Source organism: Ruegeria sp. N4, from assembly GCF_056531425.1.
In genome coordinates this window covers 971342-987967 of record NZ_JBQFLT010000001.1, presented here as the reverse complement: position 1 = coordinate 987967, position 16626 = coordinate 971342, and the positions used below count along the sequence as shown (strand labels likewise).

The 16626-nt window shown below is 60.5% G+C and carries 14 protein-coding genes; 10 read left to right on the top strand and 4 right to left on the bottom strand.

The annotated features are described in order from the left end of the window. The first annotated feature begins 282 nt into the window (after positions 1 to 282). Positions 283 to 1044 carry an NAD kinase gene (locus ACR0LW_RS04925; protein WP_480881743.1) on the top strand — a complete coding sequence of 254 codons (762 nt, stop codon included), beginning with the start codon at positions 283 to 285 and terminating at the stop codon, positions 1042 to 1044. A gap of 258 nt (positions 1045 to 1302) precedes the next feature. Here ACR0LW_RS04925 and ACR0LW_RS04920 read toward each other — a convergent pair whose 3' ends face one another. From ACR0LW_RS04920 to ACR0LW_RS04910, 3 genes are all read right to left on the bottom strand, one after another. Next, the gene (locus ACR0LW_RS04920; RefSeq protein ID WP_480881742.1) at positions 1303 to 2739 is read right to left on the bottom strand and encodes an amidase family protein; all 1437 of its coding nucleotides are present in this window, start codon (positions 2737 to 2739) and stop codon (positions 1303 to 1305) included. 76 nt (positions 2740 to 2815) lie between these two features. Then, positions 2816 to 4705 carry a propionate-CoA ligase PrpE gene (gene prpE, locus ACR0LW_RS04915; RefSeq protein ID WP_480881741.1) on the bottom strand — a complete coding sequence of 630 codons (1890 nt, stop codon included), beginning with the start codon at positions 4703 to 4705 and terminating at the stop codon, positions 2816 to 2818. A gap of 263 nt (positions 4706 to 4968) precedes the next feature. Continuing rightward, a complete protein-coding gene (locus tag ACR0LW_RS04910; RefSeq protein ID WP_480881740.1) occupies positions 4969 to 7242 on the bottom strand; it encodes an NADP-dependent malic enzyme in 2274 nt (757 codons plus the stop codon). A gap of 108 nt (positions 7243 to 7350) precedes the next feature. On the opposite strand from ACR0LW_RS04910, the gene ACR0LW_RS04905 reads away from it, so the two are divergent. The 7 genes from ACR0LW_RS04905 to upp all read left to right on the top strand — a co-directional run bounded on the left by ACR0LW_RS04905 (position 7351) and on the right by upp (position 13816). Continuing rightward, positions 7351 to 8154 (top strand): hypothetical protein, encoded by an 804-nt coding sequence (locus ACR0LW_RS04905; protein WP_480881739.1) that lies wholly within the window; start codon positions 7351 to 7353, stop codon positions 8152 to 8154. Continuing rightward, entirely contained in the window at positions 8099 to 9199 is a 1101-nt protein-coding gene (locus ACR0LW_RS04900) for a cupin domain-containing protein (RefSeq protein WP_480881738.1), read from the top strand. Before ACR0LW_RS04905 ends, ACR0LW_RS04900 begins: the two co-directional genes overlap by 56 nt. A gap of 92 nt (positions 9200 to 9291) precedes the next feature. After that, positions 9292 to 9684, top strand: coding sequence for a cytidine deaminase (locus ACR0LW_RS04895; protein ID WP_480881736.1), 393 nt, complete (start codon positions 9292 to 9294; stop codon positions 9682 to 9684). Positions 9685 to 9688: 4 nt separating this feature from the next. Beyond that, positions 9689 to 10996 carry a thymidine phosphorylase gene (locus ACR0LW_RS04890; protein ID WP_480580466.1) on the top strand — a complete coding sequence of 436 codons (1308 nt, stop codon included), beginning with the start codon at positions 9689 to 9691 and terminating at the stop codon, positions 10994 to 10996. Next, a complete protein-coding gene (locus ACR0LW_RS04885) occupies positions 10993 to 12204 on the top strand; it encodes a phosphopentomutase (RefSeq protein WP_480881735.1) in 1212 nt (403 codons plus the stop codon). Before ACR0LW_RS04890 ends, ACR0LW_RS04885 begins: the two co-directional genes overlap by 4 nt. Beyond that, positions 12201 to 13187: an adenosine deaminase gene (locus tag ACR0LW_RS04880; RefSeq protein WP_480781133.1), complete on the top strand. Its 987-nt coding sequence runs from the start codon at positions 12201 to 12203 to the stop codon at positions 13185 to 13187. Before ACR0LW_RS04885 ends, ACR0LW_RS04880 begins: the two co-directional genes overlap by 4 nt. Then, positions 13184 to 13816 (top strand): uracil phosphoribosyltransferase, encoded by a 633-nt coding sequence (gene upp / locus ACR0LW_RS04875; RefSeq protein WP_170524854.1) that lies wholly within the window; start codon positions 13184 to 13186, stop codon positions 13814 to 13816. The genes ACR0LW_RS04880 and upp overlap by 4 nt, the downstream gene beginning before the upstream one ends. Positions 13817 to 13822: 6 nt before the next feature. On the opposite strand, the gene ACR0LW_RS04870 is transcribed toward upp, so the two are convergent. Continuing rightward, positions 13823 to 14836 (bottom strand): hypothetical protein, encoded by a 1014-nt coding sequence (locus ACR0LW_RS04870; protein ID WP_480881734.1) that lies wholly within the window; start codon positions 14834 to 14836, stop codon positions 13823 to 13825. 127 nt (positions 14837 to 14963) lie between these two features. Here ACR0LW_RS04870 and ACR0LW_RS04865 point away from each other — a divergent pair, with 127 nt between their 5' ends. Further along, on the top strand, positions 14964 to 15899 hold the full coding sequence (locus tag ACR0LW_RS04865; protein WP_170628341.1) for a DMT family transporter: 936 nt from the start codon (positions 14964 to 14966) through the stop codon (positions 15897 to 15899). Continuing rightward, complete coding sequence (locus ACR0LW_RS04860; RefSeq protein WP_480881758.1) at positions 15896 to 16552, top strand: sulfotransferase family 2 domain-containing protein; 657 nt, start codon at positions 15896 to 15898, stop codon at positions 16550 to 16552. The genes ACR0LW_RS04865 and ACR0LW_RS04860 overlap by 4 nt, the downstream gene beginning before the upstream one ends. Positions 16553 to 16626 lie beyond the last annotated feature (74 nt).

The window sequence follows — 16626 nt, the reverse complement described above, 5'->3', positions numbered from 1 at the left end:
GCTCGATCTCATCGCGCTGGCGGCCCAGCTCGGATGTGATCGAGCCGAAAAGTTCCGGGTCGCGGTCGGACAGGGATTGGGTGAAAAAGCCCGTATCACGAAGGTTGGCGTTCATTTGCGCTCCATAGACTGGGGTAAAAACTTGCGGATTTCCTATCGGAAACCCACCATCGGCAAAAGGCATAAAGCGACGATTTGGCCCGCTGCGGCGTCAAGTCTGGCCTATTGAGGAAAGGTATGTTTGTTTCGGAACCAAATGTGTAGCACCGGAAACCAGACCCAATGAAAAAAAGAATCGCCTTCCTCGCCAGTGAGGCCGAGATGGCGCAGGGCGCCCGCGATCGCCTGATTGAACAATATGGCAATGCCGCCCCGCGCGACGCCGAGGTTGTGGTTGCCCTGGGCGGTGACGGTTTCATGTTGCGCACATTGAAGAACATGCAGCATCTCGACGCGCCGGTATACGGTATGAATCGTGGCACAATCGGGTTCCTGATGAACAATTTCCACGAAGAGGACCTGATGGCCCGTCTTGCCGATGCGCAGGAAGAGGTCATCAACCCGCTGGCCATGCGGGCCATGGACCAATCGGGAAAGCTGCACGAGGCATTGGCGATCAACGAGGTCTCACTGCTGCGCGCAGGCCCGCAAGCCGCACGGTTGAAAATCAGCGTCGATGGGCGCGAGCGGATGGCGGAACTGGTCTGCGACGGTGCGCTTCTGTCCACGCCTGCCGGTTCGACGGCGTATAACTACTCGGCCCATGGTCCGATTCTGCCAATCGGGGCGGACGTCCTTGCCTTGACCGCAATTGCCGCATTCCGGCCGCGCCGCTGGCGGGGGGCTTTGCTGCCGAAGATTGCCAAGGTTCGATTCGACGTACTGGACGCAGACAAACGCCCCGTCATGGCCGACGCGGATTCCATTTCCTTCCCGGATATCGACTGGGTTGAGATTCGGTCAGAGCCTGCAATCACCCATCGCATCCTGTTTGACCCGGGGCATGGTCTGGAAGAGCGCTTAATCTCTGAGCAATTCACTTAAACTGCGATTTTTTTAGATTTATTTTCTCTTGTGTGAAGAAGTTCACACGGCATTCGCTACGGATTGGCTAATCTGACCGTGCTCGGAGATCACGCTATGGTGGGAGTGAGTGGCCACCTGTACGGCGTTTTCGAATGATTGCGTAAATTTCGCGCTGGCGAGGGTGGGTGGTGCTACGCTCGTCATCAGAAATCCGGGCACATTTAAGCAGCTGGACCCCGGGCCCAATAACCCGGGGTCTATTTTGTTTTGGGGCGGTTACCCGCCCGAAAGACTGTCCCACAATGGCAGACACATCTGTCCGACACGCTCTTCGATGGCGGCGGCGGCGTTCACGGCCAGATCTTCGCGCCAGCGCCGCGCGGCAATCTGGACATTGATGGGCTGCGGACCTTTCGGCAACTGAGCCAGACGGGCAGGGACGCAGGCGGCGGGCAGGCCCAGAAAGTTCATCGCGTAGGAATAAACAGCGCAGCCCAGAACCTCATGCACGCCTTCGGCCCCTTCGGTGTCGCGGTCCGGCTTAAAGAAGGGTTGCGGCAGGAAGGGCGACAGGACCAGCGGGTAATCTTGCAGAAACAGCGACCATTCGCGCGCATAATGGCTGCGTTTGGCCAGCATTTTAAGCAGTTCGGTTTCGACGATAGGCGGGAATTCCTGAAAATAGACGTCGAAGATGTCCTGAATGGTCTGAGAGCCCGCAGCCTCGACATCCGACTTCATCAGGGTCAGCACTTCGCCCATCAAAGAGCGATAGCCAATCCGCCCGCATTCAAAGACATCGGGCGGATCGATTTCTTCCACCAAATACCCGGCATCCGTCAGAGCGTCGCGCGCAGTGTCCAGTGCTTTTTCGACCTCGGGGTGAAGGGCATAGTCAAAGGTGTTTTTGGTTAAGGCAACTTTGATCGGCCCTTCCAGATCGTCCCCGCGCCAAGGCATCGGCACGTGGAAAGGGTCTCGCGCGTCGGGCGCGATCAGGCTTGGCATCGACAGGTGCAGATCCGCGGCGGAGCGGGTCAACAGCCCTTGCACCGACATGGATTGGGCCAGCGATCCGCGCTCGGCCTTTTGGCTGGGGTTCCAGGCGGGCACGCGGCCCAGGCCGGGCTTGACCGTAACCGCGCCATTGGCGGCGGCGGGAAACCTGAGGCTGCCACCGATGTCATTGCCGTGACCCAGCGCGCCGATACCCGCCATCACGGCAGCACCGGCCCCACCAGACGATCCCCCGGGCGAGATATGCTGACCCCAAGGGTTATGGGTGCGCCCGTATAGCGGGTTGTCCGTATCGGCGCGGAAGGAAAACTCTGGCGTGTTCGTGCGACCGATCACAATGGCCCCGGCCTTTTGCAGGTTCGACACAACCGGGGCGTCATCCGGCGCGATCACGTCTTTCAACGCGACCACGCCGTTTGTGGTGGCGTGACCCTTTTGATCGACATTCACTTTGATCGTGACCGGGACGCCGAACAGCGGGCCGGGATATTCGCCCTTTGCGCGCGCCCGATCCAGATCGCGGGCACGGTCAAGCGCCGGATCGCTCAGGTCTTCGACCACCGCATTGAGGCTGGGATTGACCGCATGCATCCGATCAATCGCGGCTTGAGTTGCGGCTTCGGCGCTCAAGTCGCCGCTGCGGGTCAGCTGTGTCAACTCGGTGGCGCTGAGACGCCAGATATCGCTTTGTGTCATGGGCCCTCACTGTCTGATCGTGACAGTAGGGGGCCTGTACCTGGTTGCAAGGGGGGCGGTGCAGGCCGCCCCGGACTTATTGCGCGTATCCGATGGTTTGCAGGGCCGCTTTGATCTCGTCCAGAATGGCCGGATCATCAATGGTTGCAGGCATCTTATAGTCCTGCCCGTCGGCAATCGACACCATGGTGCCGCGCAGGATCTTGCCCGAGCGGGTTTTGGGCAAACGATCCACCACGACAGCCAGCTTGAAGGCCGCGACCGGCCCGATCTTGTCGCGGACCATCTTGACGACCTCCTGAACCACGTCGCCATGATCGCGTGCGGCACCCGCGTTCAGACACAGGAAACCCACCGGCATCTGGCCTTTCAGCTGATCCGAGACGCCAATCACGGCGCATTCTGCGACGTCGGGGTGGGCGGCCAGTACCTCCTCCATCCCGCCGGTCGACAGGCGGTGGCCAGCCACGTTGATCACATCGTCGGTGCGCGCCATGATATAGAGGTATCCATCCTCGTCGATCATGCCCGCGTCGCCGGTTTCGTAGTATCCGGGGAAATGTTCCAGATAGGATTTCCGGAAACGGTCCTCGGCATTCCACAGCGTTGGCAACGTGCCTGGGGGCAGGGGGAGTTTTACTGCAATCGCCCCCAACTCACCCGGTTTCATCGGGTGGCCGCCCTCGTCCAGGATTTGCACATCATAGCCGGGCATCGGTTTGGCGGGCGAGCCCAGTTTGGTAGGCAATTCCTCGATCCCCAGCGGGTTACCTGCAATGGTCCATCCGGTTTCTGTCTGCCACCAGTGGTCGATCACCGGAACCTTCAGCGCGTCCTGCGCCCAGATGATCGTATCGGGGTCAGCACGTTCGCCCGCCAGATACAGCGCGCGCAAGCCGGAGAGGTCATATTTGGCCAGCATCTCGCCTTTGGGGTCCTCGCGCTTGACGGCGCGGATGGCGGTGGGGGCGGTGAAAAAGCTGCGGACATTGTGTTCCGAGATCACCCGCCAGAAGGTGCCCGCATCAGGGGTGCCGACAGGTTTGCCTTCGAACACAATAGTGGTGTTGCCGTGGATCAGCGGCGCGTAGCAGATGTAGGAATGTCCCACGACCCAGCCCACATCCGAGGCCGCCCAGAACACTTCGCCCGGATCGACATTGTAGATGTTCTTCATCGACCAGTTCAGCGCAACCAGATGCCCGGCGGTTGGTCGCACAACCCCTTTCGGCGCACCCGTGGTACCCGAGGTATAGAGGATATAGGCCGGATCATTGCCCGCAACCGGCACACATTCCGCCGGTTCAACGCCGTATTGGAAGCCGTGCCAATTGAAGTCGCGTCCTTCAATCAGCTGCGCAACCTCTTGTTCACGCTGGAAAATCACGCAGAACTCGGGCTTGTGCTTTGCCATGTCGATGGCGCCGTCCAGCAAGGGTTTGTAGTGCACTACGCGGCCCGGCTCCATCCCGCATGAGGCGGCGACGATCGCCTTGGGCTGTGCGTCATCGATGCGGACGGCCAGTTCGTTACTGGCAAAACCGCCGAACACCACTGAATGCACCGCGCCAAGCCGGGCGCAGGCCAGCATCGCCTCAAGCGCTTCGGGGATCATCGGCATATAGATGATGACCCGGTCGCCCTTTTCGATACCCTTGGCCCGCAACGCCCCGGCCAGGGTGGCGACGCGGTTGCGCAGCTCGACATATGAGATCTCGCGCTTGGTATGGGTGATCGGGCTGTCATAGATTATGGCGGTCTGCTCGCCGCGCCCGTTTTCCACGTGACGGTCGACGGCGTTCCAGCAGGTATTGACCTGCGCGTCACTGAACCATTCATAAAGCGGGGCGTTATCGTCAAACAGCGCTTTGCTCGGAGGTTTGTCCCAATCGATCCCTTTTGCAGCGTCCATCCAGAACGCCTCGGGGTCGTTTTTCCAGCTATCGTAAACGTCCTGATATGCCATTTTGTCTTCCTCCCAAAGCACTGAGCACGTTGTTAGGTATCCGCCGCGTATCAAACAAGCGGCGCTTGTGACGCCGCGTCAGTTTATCGCAAAATCTTTGCAGTTCGGGTCGGAATGATCTGCAAATTATTGCAAACCTGTTTGGTTTTTTGGGCTTAGTTGAATAACCTTGCGGAAATTGCAAATTTGTTAACTTTTCTGTGCAAAGGCGACGACTCGCCGAACGCCAAAGAAGGCGTTCGGCTTTATAATCGCGCATCGCATCAGCCGTAATGTGCGACCGGGGTGCCGGCGATGGCCGCCATGTTCAGCAACCCGCGCGCTGTGATCGACGGTGTCACGATATGGGCTTTGTTTCCCATCCCCATCAGAATCGGACCAACCTCGATCCCGTCGGCTTTCATCTTCAGAATGTTCCGCACTCCGCTTGCCGCATCGGCATGGGCAAAGACCAACACATTTGCCGCCCCTTCCAAACGCGAGGCCGGGAAGATCCGGGCCCTGAGCTCCGGGTCCAGCGCGGCATCAAGGTTCATCTCGCCTTCGTAGATGAAATCTCTTGGTCGCTGATCGAGTATTTCGATGGCAGCACGCAGGCGTTTGCCCGAGCCTTCGGCCTGATTGCCGAACTGAGATTGCGAACAGAAGGCGATTTTGGGCTCCAGCCCGAAACGCCGCACATGGCGGGCCGCGCCTATGGTGGATTCGGCCAGTTCCTCGGGCGTTGGCAATTGCCGGACATGGGTGTCGGCAATGAACAGGGGGCCGTCTTCCAGAATCATCAGCGACAGCGCGCCATGCGGACGCAGGTCGCCCTTGTTCAGCACCTGCTCGACATAGTTCAGGTGCCAGCGATATTCGCCAAACGTACCGCAGATCATGCTGTCCGCTTCCCCCCGGTGCACCATGATCGCCCCAATGGCGGTTGTATTGGTGCGCATGATGGCCTTGGCCAGATCCGGCGTCACGCCCCGGCGTTGCATGATCTTGTGGTACGAGCTCCAATAGTCGTAATAGCGCGGGTCGTTCTCCGGGTTCACGATCTGGCAGTCTTTGCCGGGGCGGATGGTCAGGCCCAGCCGGTCGCAGCGGGCATCGATCACCTCGGGCCGTCCGATCAGGATCGGTGTTTCGGTGGTTTCCTCCAGAACGGCCTGCGCCGCACGCAGGACGCGTTCATCCTCGCCTTCGGCAAACACGATCCGGCGCGAGGCTGCGGCGGCGGCTTCGAACACAGGCCGCATCAGCAGGGCGGATTTGAAGACGGTCTGGTTCAGCTTTTCCCTGTAAGCATCCAGATCCTTTATCGGACGTTTGGCAACGCCGCTGTCCATCGCTGCGCGCGCCACAGCCGAGGACACAACGCCCACCAGACGCGGATCAAAGGGTTTGGGGATCAGGTAGTCCGGGCCGAAATTCAGCTGCTCGCCCTTATAAGCAGCGGCAGCCTCGGCGCTGGTGGTGGCGCGGGCCATTTCGGCGATGCCATCGACGCAGGCGATTTGCATCTCGTCATTGATCTCGGTCGCGCCAACGTCCAGCGCGCCGCGGAAAATGAACGGAAAGCACAGGACGTTGTTCACCTGATTGGGAAAATCGCTGCGCCCTGTGGCGATGATCGCATCCGGCGCAACCTCGCGCGCGGCTTGGGGCAGAATTTCCGGGGTCGGGTTGGCCAACGCGAAGATGATAGGCTGATCGGCCATTCGGCTGACCATTTCGGGCTTCAGAACGTTCGGGCCGCTGAGGCCCAGAAACAGATCGGCCCCGTCGATCACGTCGTCCAGCGTGCGCAGTTCGGATTTCTGCGCGAACTGATCCTTGTGCGGGTTCATATCCTCTTCACGGCCCTCATAGACCAGCCCGTGAATATCGCACAGCCAGATGTTTTCGCGCTTCACGCCCAGCTTGACCAACATGCTCAGACACGCGATGCCCGCCGCGCCACCGCCGGTTGAGACGATCTTGATGTCCTCGAAGGACTTTCCTGCGACGTGCAGCGCGTTTTTGGCGGCTGCTCCGACCACAATGGCCGTGCCATGCTGGTCGTCGTGAAAGACGGGGATGTTCATGCGCTCGCGGCACAGCTTTTCGACGACAAAGCAATCCGGGGCCTTGATGTCTTCCAGATTGATTGCGCCGAACGTGGGTTCAAGCGCGCAGACGATATCGGCCAGCTTTTCCGGGTCGGGCTGATCGACTTCGATGTCGAAACAGTCGATTCCGGCGAATTTCTTGAACAGAACCGCCTTGCCCTCCATCACCGGCTTCGAGGCCAGCGCGCCGATATTGCCCAACCCCAGAACAGCCGTTCCGTTCGAAACCACAGCCACCAGATTCCCGCGCGAGGTATAAAGCTCCGCGTTCGACGCATCGGCCTTGATCTCAAGGCTCGCCTCGGCCACGCCGGGCGAATAGGCGCGGGCCAGATCGCGACCATTGGCCATTGGCTTTGTGGCCTTGATCTCAAGCTTTCCGGGTTTTGGATGGGCGTGATAGTCAAGCGCGGCTTGTCTTTGGCTGCGTGAGTCAGACATCAGCGATACGGCTCCCTTCTGGTATCTAACCGTGTGGTAACCGAGTTTTTGCGGCTTGGCTACGTTGCGTCACCTATCACAGCTTGATGTCTCTTAATCCGGGCTTGGTTGATTTCCGTTGTAAAATATTTACATTCGGCCAAATCCACTCACTCAAACTGCCGAACCAGCAGAACCAAGATAGGCATGACTTTCAGCACTGAAACCAAAGCAGAGCGTTTGACTCTGCCCGTTCGATTTGCACCCGCAACTGGCGTTGCGGTGACCCATTGTGTCATGTTGGCGACGCTGCTGTTTTGCGTGGTTGGGATACTGTGGCCAACCTGGGCGATCACGCATGTCAATGAAGGCGGGATTGTCGAGATTGCATCGGCTGTGATGCTGTTCGGCGCGGCTGTGGCGGCGTTGGTAACTTTGAAGGGGTTGCCGCGAGTGTATATTTCGCTGGGCTGTTTCCTTCTGGCCGAGCGAGAGATCGACACCGAGATCTTCGCCGCAGACAGCTCGCATGCGGCTGTATTCAACGCGATTGACAACATGCTCGATCCCACTTGGGTGCGGGTGGTTCTGGGTCTGGTCTTGCTGTTCGGCGTGGTTTGGCACGGGATCCCAACAATTTGGAAAGCCCGCAAGGCCCGTGCGCCATTCCTCACCGCTTTTGCTTTGGCAGTGTTGGCTGTCGTCGTGGCGCAAGTCGTGGATCAGGTCGCACGGCCCAAATATACGGACTTTTCCCAACTGACGCTGATGCGGCTCTTTGTTGTGGAAGAAACGCTCGAGCTATTGTTTTCGATTGGCATTTTCGCTTCGGTTCTGATCGGATGGCGTAAACACCAACAGCACGAGACACTGCCTGATGCGCCCTTTGCGTTCGAACCAGACGATAGCCGAGTTCCGCTTACCAACGAATGAGCTAAGGGACGACATCCCGTTTTACACCAAGGTGCTGGGGATGCGGATGGACATGATCTATCCCGCAGACGATCCACGGACTGCCGTATTTTCGGGTCATGGGTTGCGCCTGCGCATAGAAAAAGATGCGCCTGAAGGTGCCGGAACGCTTCGCATCCTGACCGAAGACCCCGACGCATTTGCCGGCGGCGAACGGGTTTTGATCGCGCCAAACGGAACCCGAATCGAGATTGAAGACCGCGACCCGCCGCTGGTCATGCCCGAAACGGTCCATTCCTTTGTGGTTCGCAGGCTCAAGGATCAGGCCCCGTGGATCATCGGGCGGGCGGGCATGCATTACCGTGATCTGGTGCCGGATCGTTTGGGCGGCTCGATCATCGCCAGCCATATCCGCATCCCCGATGGTGGGCCGGTGCCGGATATGGTGCATTTCCACAAGGTGGGTTTTCAGCTGATATTCTGCATCCATGGCTGGGTCGATGTTGTCTACGAGGATCAGGGTGACAAGATGCGCCTGACCGCCGGGGATTGCTTTATCCAGCCCCCGGAAATCCGCCATCGCGTGCTGGAAGCCTCGGACAACGTGCAGGTGATCGAGATCGGCGTCCCGGCCGAGCATGTCACCGAGATTGATCATGAGATGGAGCTGCCGACGCCTCATTTGCGTCCGGACCGGGAATGGCAGGGCCAACGCTTTGTCTACAATCAGGCCAAGGATGCCGAGTGGATACCCTTCCGGCTGCCGGGCTATGTTTGCCGTGACACGACGATTGCCGAAAACACCAAAGGCGTGGCCGGGGTACAGGTCATCCGCCGCGGGCAGGGGGACCCGGTCTGGGCCAGCCACGATACGGACATTCACTTTACCTTCGTCATGGCCGGAGAGGTGACGTTGGAAGGCGAAGGGCGCGAGCCATACCGGCTGGAACAGGGGGACGCCTTTGTTATTCCGCCACGAATGCGCACGCGGCTGGCGGAACCGTCCGAGGACATCGAGTTGCTTGAGGTGACATTACCGGGAACCTTCAACACAATGCTGGAATAGGCGAAAAACACATGCTGGGGGCTTCAACTTCCCCGGCGCTTGCTATTAGGGTACGTTTTTCTGACCAACTGATCAAAAATTGGGGAATCGCCATGTCGCTCAAAGATGCTGCCCTGAAGGTTCGCGAAAACGCCCATGCGCCTTATTCGAATTTCAAGGTTGGTGCGGCGATCCTGTCGGGGTCCGGTACGCTTTACGTCGGCTGCAACGTCGAAAACGTGGCTTATCCCGAAGGCACCTGTGCCGAAGCAGGGGCGATAGCCGCCATGGTTGCCGCAGGTGAGACCGAACTGGCCGAGGTCTACGTCGTGGCCCAAAGCCCACAACCAGTACCGCCCTGCGGGGGGTGCCGTCAGAAACTGGCCGAGTTCGGTGGGCGCGACGTGAAGGTCACTCTGGCGACGACCGGCGGGATGGAACTGGAAACCACCATCGGCGATCTTCTGCCGGGCGCGTTCGACGCGTCCCATATGCAGGACGCCTGAGCCAATGGATGCCCGCTCGATCATCGCAAAACTGCGCCGGCATGAGGTGCCGACCAGCGAAGACCTGTCATGGTTTGCACAAGGGCTGGCTGATGGCGGGGTCAGCGACGCGCAGGCCGGGGCCTTTGCGATGGCGGTTTGCATGGGCGGGCTGGGCGCGCAGGGGCGGGCAGACCTGACCCTGGCAATGCGCGACAGCGGTGATGTTCTGAATTGGGACGTGAACGGGCCGGTGATCGACAAGCACTCGACCGGGGGGGTGGGGGACTGCGTCAGCCTGATACTGGCCCCGGCGCTGGCGGAATGCGGGGCCTATGTTCCGATGATTTCCGGGCGGGGCCTTGGTCATACAGGTGGCACGCTGGACAAGCTTGAGGCCATTCCCGGTGTCACCACGCAGATCGGGCAGGACCGTCTGGCCCAGATACTAAGCGAAACTGGGGCCGCGATTGTTGGCGCAACCGGTCAGATCGCACCGGCCGACAAGCGGCTGTATGCGATCCGGGATGTCACGGCGACGGTCGAAAGCCTCGATCTGATCACCGCGTCAATCCTGTCCAAGAAACTGGCGGCCAGCCCCGAGGCTCTGGTGCTCGATGTCAAGGTCGGCAGCGGGGCGTTCATGAAAACGCTGGATGAAGCGCGCACACTGGCACAGGCCTTGACCGAGACTGCGAATGCGGCAGGGTGCCGGACCTCGGCCGTGATCACTGATATGCATCAACCCTTGGCCCCGGCGCTGGGCAATGCGCTGGAAGTGGCCGAGGTGATGAATGTTCTGACAAATGCGCATTACGCGCCGCTGGCCGAAATTTCGGCCGAGCTGGGCGGCGTATTGCTGACCGATGCCGGCATGGTCGCCACGGCGGATGAGGGGCGAGACAAGATCACTGACGTTATCCGCGACGGGCGCGCAGCCGAGCGGTTTGGCCGCATGATGGCCGCTGTCGGCGGGCCGCTGCAGTTCGTCGAAAACTGGTCACGCTTCCTGCCCGAAGCCAGCGTGATCCTTGAGGTTCAAGCCCCGCGCGGTGGGTATATCAACGCGATAAACGGCGAGGCATTGGGCCTTGCCGTGGTTGCCTTGGGCGGTGGTCGGCAGGTCGAAAGTGACGTGATCGACCCGGCGGTCGGTATGTCCGGCATTGTCCGGCTGGGCGACAAAGTCGACAAAGGCGCGCCCTTGGCCGTGGTGCATGCCGCGCGGGAAGACGCCGCGCGGCAGGCCGCAGATACGATCCTGCAAGCCATCTCGATCGGCGATGATGCACCGATGACCCCGGCGCTGGTTCATGAAAGGATCACCGCATGAGCCGGGCTTTTCTGGTCGTCATGGACTCGGTCGGTATCGGCGGCGCACCGGATGCGGGCCAGTATTTCAACGGCGACGTGCCGGACATCGGGGCCAACACGGTTACCCATATCGCGCAGGCCTGTGCCGAGGGTCGCGCCGAGGACGGGCGCTCTGGCACGCTAGACCTGCCCAATCTGGACGCGCTGGGCCTTGGTGCTGCGGCGCGCCTGGCGTCGGGGGATGATACGCCGGGACTTGATGCTGAACCCTCGGGCCTCTGGGGCTGCGCGCGCGAACGTTCGCCGGGCAAGGACACGCCCTCGGGCCATTGGGAACTGGCCGGTTTGCCCGTACCGTGGGATTGGCACTATTTCCCCGACACCACCCCGGCCTTTCCCGCTGATCTGAGCCGCGCCGCGGCCGAGGCCGCGGTCACCGGCGGCATTTTGGGCGATTGCCATGCCTCGGGCACCGCGATCATTGCGGAACTGGGGGCCGAGCATATGCGGACCGGCTGGCCGATCTGCTACACATCAGCCGACAGCGTGTTCCAGATCGCCGCGCATGAAGACAGCTTTGGCCTCGACCGCCTGCTGCAGATGTGCCGGACGCTCGCGCCGCGTTTGCACCAGATGAAAGTGGGCCGGGTGATTGCGCGGCCCTTTGTCGGATCGCCTAAGGACGGATTCACCCGCACTACCAACCGCAAGGATTTCGCGATCCTGCCGCCTGCGCCGGTGCTGACCAATTGGGTGCAGGATGCCGGTCGCAAGGTGCATGCCGTGGGCAAGATCGGCGACATCTTTTCGATGCAGGGGGTCGACACGCTGCGCAAAGGTTCGGACGCCGAGTTGATGAGGCACCTTTCCGATCTGGTGGACGAGGCCGAAGAGGGCAGCCTGACTTTCGCCAATTTCGTCGAATTCGACAGCCTCTATGGTCACCGCCGCGACATCAGCGGTTACGCCCGTGCTCTGGAATGGTTCGACCGGGAAATCGGCGTGATCCTGCAAAAGCTGCGCCCGGACGACCTGCTGCTGCTGACCGCCGATCACGGCAACGATCCCAGCTGGACCGGAACCGATCACACGCGCGAACAGGTGCCTGTTCTGGTCGCTGGAAAAGGCAGCGGCCAGATCGGGCAAATCGCATTCGCCGACGTCGCTGCCAGTATTGCCCATCACCTGAACATTCCGGCGCAAGGGCCGGGGAGAAGCTTTCTATGACCGTCGCAGACCTGCCCAAAATCGAGTTGCACCTGCACCACGAAGGCGCGGCCCCGCCCGCCTTTATCCGCCAACTCGCCCATGAAAAGCGCGTTGACCTGAGCGGGATATTCAAACCCGACGGCAGCTATGACTTCCGGGATTTCGCCCATTTCCTCAGCGTGTATGAGGCCGCTTGTGAGGTTCTCAAAACGCCCGAGGATTTCCGCCGCCTGACGCTGGCGATACTTGAAGAAAGCGCCGCAAATGGCGTGGTTTATTCGGAAACCTTTCTCAGCCCCGATTTCTGCGGCGGCGGGGATCTTCATGCCTGGCGCGACTATCTGACCGCCATTCAGGACGCCGCTGACGAGGCTGAGCGCAAATTCGGCATCACCCTGCGCGGTGTTGTCACCTGTGTCCGTCATTTCGGTCCTGAACAGGCCAAACGCAGCGCCCATTGCGCGGCGGAAACCGCAGGCGACTGGATTACCGGTTTTGGCATGGGCGGCAACGAATCCGTGGGCACCCAGGGGGATTTCAAATGGGCCTTCGACTGCGCCCGCGAGGCGGGGCTGCGTCTCACCACCCATGCGGGCGAGTTTGGCGGCCCGGAAAGTGTCCGTGATGCGATCCGCGATCTTGGTGTGGAACGCGTCGGCCACGGGGTGCGCGCGATTGAAGATCCTGACCTTGTGCACGAAATTACCGACCGTGGTATCACGCTAGAGGTCTGTCCGGGATCAAACGTGGTCCTTGGCCTGTTTCCTGATTTCGCAGCCCACCCGATTGCGCGGTTGCGCGATGCAGGCGTCAAGGTCACCGTTTCCACCGACGATCCGCCCTTTTTTCATACCACCATGCGGCGCGAATATGAGATGCTGCACGCAGCCTTCGGCTGGGACGCCGAAGACTTTGCCGCACTGAATGAAACAGCCCTGAACGCGGCTTTTTGTGACGAAGACACCCGCGCGCGGGTCAAGAAAAGACTGGAGAACTCATGAGCGATCACCTGACCGTCGTCGACCACCCGCTGGTGCAACACAAGCTGACGCTCATGCGGGACAAGGGTACCTCGACCGCCGTGTTCCGGCAGTTGCTGCGCGAAATCACGCTGCTGTTGGCTTATGAGATCACGCGGGAAATGCCGCTGACGACGCGGCATATCGAAACCCCGATGGAGGAGATGGACGCCCCCATCCTGGCCGGCAAGAAGCTGGCGCTGGTCTCGATCCTGCGGGCGGGCAACGGGATGCTGGATGGGGTGCTGGAACTGATCCCCTCGGCACGGGTGGGATTTGTCGGCCTCTATCGCGATGAAGAAACGCTGAAACCCGTTCAGTACTACTTCAAGGCCCCCGAGGGGCTGAAAGACCGTTTGGTCATCGCCGTGGACCCGATGCTGGCCACCGGTAACAGCTCTGCCGCCGCGATTGATCTGCTGAAAGAGCAGGGCGCGACCGATATTCGCTTTCTCTGCCTGCTGGCCGCACCCGAAGGGGTCGAACGCATGAAAGAGGCGCACCCGGACGTGCATATCGTCACCGCCGCGCTGGATCGCGAGTTGAACTCGAAAGGCTATATCATGCCCGGTCTCGGTGATGCCGGGGACCGGATGTTCGGCACCAAGTAAAGCGGATCACTCGCCGCAGATATTCTGTAGCCGGACCCAATCGCGGTCCGGCAACACCTGTTCCAACGTGCGCCCGGCCATCGGGTCGGCCTCGATCAGGCCCAGCACGGTTTCCCCGGTGATGTCACGCGCATAGGCATAAGGGGTCGAGGGCAGGGCGGCCTGCGCGAACATGGCCAGCAACGCCTCATCCGTGACCGAAGGGCGGGGTTCGGACAAGACCTGTTCGGTATAGCTGTCGACGATCTGAGGCGTCAGCCCTCCGGTTGTCAGCAATCGAAACGCCGAGGACGCGCCTGTCCGGTCCAGCAAATCATCCAGCGGGTCCTGCTGTTCGGACCGCGCCCGTTCGGCAATAACATATCCGGCGGCGACGGCTGGATCCTCATGATCCTCGACCAGTGACCGGCTGAGAAGAACAGTGCCGCCCGGCAGGCTGAGGCTGTCCTGCACGCCTGCAGGCAGGATGATGATCTGCCGCACGCCGGTCCGTTTCGCCAACCGATCCAATGACGCCTGCGCATCGCGAGAGATACAGGCACGCCCCGACACACGCTCGATCCGTTTCAGAATTGTGTCGCCGATTTCCTGCCGTTTCACCTCGGGCACGACGGACACCACATGGCTTTGCAGCGCTCCGGGTAGCCATAGCAGCATGACCGCAAGAACAGCAGCAGCAACGCCCCCAACGCTGAGCCACCGCAGACGCCCGGGATGCGGGCGTGCCTTGTCGATGGCGCGTTGCAGCCGGTCGATGGCTTCGAGCATGGTCTTTTCGCTTTCGGCCAGCTCCAGCGTCTCATCCGGGTCGCCATCGGGGTTGAAGATCGCCGGGAAGACGCCGGGATTCTGCCGTTCCAGCGCCGCCAGCGACCAATGCGTCAAGGCGCGGTCATTGAAATCCGAGATGGTCAGCGTTGCCTCACCAATCGAGACGACAACCTCGCGTCGTTGTTCATCGGGCGAGGGACGCCACAGACCGGTGGCTTCGATCCGCTGGTACTGTTTCAGGGCGGTCATCTGGATGGGTTCTGCTCGTATTTCTTTTGCCGCAGCTTAGCACGCCCAAATCGCGCGGCGCAAACTTGTTGCGTCGGGATTGGCAATTGTGCTGGATGGCGGGGCGCAGAACAGGAACATGTGGTAGATGCAGGCAGCTAAACCGACCTCACCGATTTTGGCCGCGGCCCTTATGGTCAGTTCCATGGCCATCATCGGGGTTGTGGACAATGTCGTGATCTTGCTGGCCGAGACAATCGGGCTGTGGCAATTCCACCTGAGTCGGGCCGCTTTGATGTTGCCCTTGATCGCAGGGCTGTCGCTGCTGGGTTTTGGCACGCTGCGCCCTAAACGGTTGGGGCCTGTCGTGGTGCGCAGCCTGCTGATCACCACGGCCATGCTGTTCTATTTCGCCTCGCTGGCTTTGATGCCGATTGCGCAGGCACTGGCCGGGCTGTTCACCTCGCCGATCTTTGTGCTTCTGATCTCGGCACTGGGGCTGAAACAACCTATCGGTCCGTGGCGTATCGGGGCGGTGATGATCGGGTTCATCGGCATCCTGTGCGTTTTGCAACCCAACCCAACCGATTTCGACGCCCGAACCCTGTTGCCGGTGGCGGGCGGGTTTTTCTATGCGCTCAGCGCGATTGTCACCCGCAGTCATTGCTCGGACGAAAGCACGGTGGCGTTGCTGGCGAATATGGTGATGACCCTGGGACTGGCAGGCGCAATCGGTTTGGCCTTTTTCACCGCCTTTCCGGTGGATACGCCCGACGGGCCGGACGGGTTTGTGACCCGAGGGCTGGTCTGGGACTTCCAACCGGCCATCCCGTGGATCGTCGTGCAAGCCGTTGGGTCGACCATCGCGGTCTTCATGCTGATCAAGGCGTATCAAGTGGGCGAGCCGTCCTTTGTTGCCGTGTTCGAATATTCGGTGATGATCTTCGGCCCGCTTTTTGCCTGGGTCGCTTTGGGGCAGTCCATCGGCGTGATGCAGGTCTTTGGCATCGGACTGATTGCAACGGCGGGGGCCGTGCTGGGATGGCGCGCCAGTCGCGCAACGGCAGAGCAGGGCGTGGCGTGATCATCTCGACCGGGCGGCGTTATGTGTTCGTGCATATCCCCAAGACCGGGGGCACGTCGCTGGCGTTGGCGCTGGAACAGCGGGCGATGAAGGATGACATTCTGTTGGGGGATACGCCCAAGGCGCTGAAACGCCGACGCCGCGCCAAATCCCTGAACGCGCGCGGGCGCTTGTGGAAACATTCGACGCTGTTCGATATCGACGGGGTGCTGCCTGCCGGGGCGTTGACCTCGATGTTCGTGTTTACGATGGTGCGCAATCCGTGGGACCGGATGGTGAGCTATTATCATTGGCTGCGGGTACAGAGCTTCGATCACCCGGATGTCGGGCGCGCCAAGGATCTGGATTTCGGGTCGTTTGTCCTGCGTCCGACCACGCTGCGATCCTTTCAGCACCACCCCGCGCGCGCCTATGTGACCATGGCCAACGGTGCCGAGAGATGTGACGCATATATTCGACTTGAGCATTTCGCACAGGACGCGCAGCCTCTGATCGAACATCTCGGGTTTGACGTGGATTTGCCGCATCTGAACCGGTCACAGCGGGATCGCGATTATCGCAGTTATTATACGACGCAAACAGTGGATGCAGTTGCCCAAGCCTGTGCGGAAGATATTCGGAGATTCGGATATCAGTTCGACGGATCGGCCTAGTAATCGTTTCCGAACGCGGATCAATAGAACAATTTATCCTGCATTTGTCTGCAAGATGTGCGCAAAAGGGGCCT

Excerpts from the sequence above, each read along its gene's own strand:
- ACR0LW_RS04925 (WP_480881743.1), top strand. The coding sequence starts at position 283 with ATGAAAAAAAGAATCGCCTTCCTCGCCAGTGAGGCCGAGATGGCGCAG.
- ACR0LW_RS04920 (WP_480881742.1), bottom strand. The coding sequence starts at position 2,739 with ATGACACAAAGCGATATCTGGCGTCTCAGCGCCACCGAGTTGACACAG.
- prpE (WP_480881741.1), bottom strand. The coding sequence starts at position 4,705 with ATGGCATATCAGGACGTTTACGATAGCTGGAAAAACGACCCCGAGGCG.
- ACR0LW_RS04910 (WP_480881740.1), bottom strand. The coding sequence starts at position 7,242 with ATGTCTGACTCACGCAGCCAAAGACAAGCCGCGCTTGACTATCACGCC.
- ACR0LW_RS04900 (WP_480881738.1), top strand. The coding sequence starts at position 8,099 with ATGCGCCCTTTGCGTTCGAACCAGACGATAGCCGAGTTCCGCTTACCA.
- ACR0LW_RS04895 (WP_480881736.1), top strand. The coding sequence starts at position 9,292 with ATGTCGCTCAAAGATGCTGCCCTGAAGGTTCGCGAAAACGCCCATGCG.
- ACR0LW_RS04890 (WP_480580466.1), top strand. The coding sequence starts at position 9,689 with ATGGATGCCCGCTCGATCATCGCAAAACTGCGCCGGCATGAGGTGCCG.
- ACR0LW_RS04885 (WP_480881735.1), top strand. The coding sequence starts at position 10,993 with ATGAGCCGGGCTTTTCTGGTCGTCATGGACTCGGTCGGTATCGGCGGC.
- ACR0LW_RS04880 (WP_480781133.1), top strand. The coding sequence starts at position 12,201 with ATGACCGTCGCAGACCTGCCCAAAATCGAGTTGCACCTGCACCACGAA.
- upp (WP_170524854.1), top strand. The coding sequence starts at position 13,184 with ATGAGCGATCACCTGACCGTCGTCGACCACCCGCTGGTGCAACACAAG.
- ACR0LW_RS04870 (WP_480881734.1), bottom strand. The coding sequence starts at position 14,836 with ATGACCGCCCTGAAACAGTACCAGCGGATCGAAGCCACCGGTCTGTGG.
- ACR0LW_RS04865 (WP_170628341.1), top strand. The coding sequence starts at position 14,964 with ATGCAGGCAGCTAAACCGACCTCACCGATTTTGGCCGCGGCCCTTATG.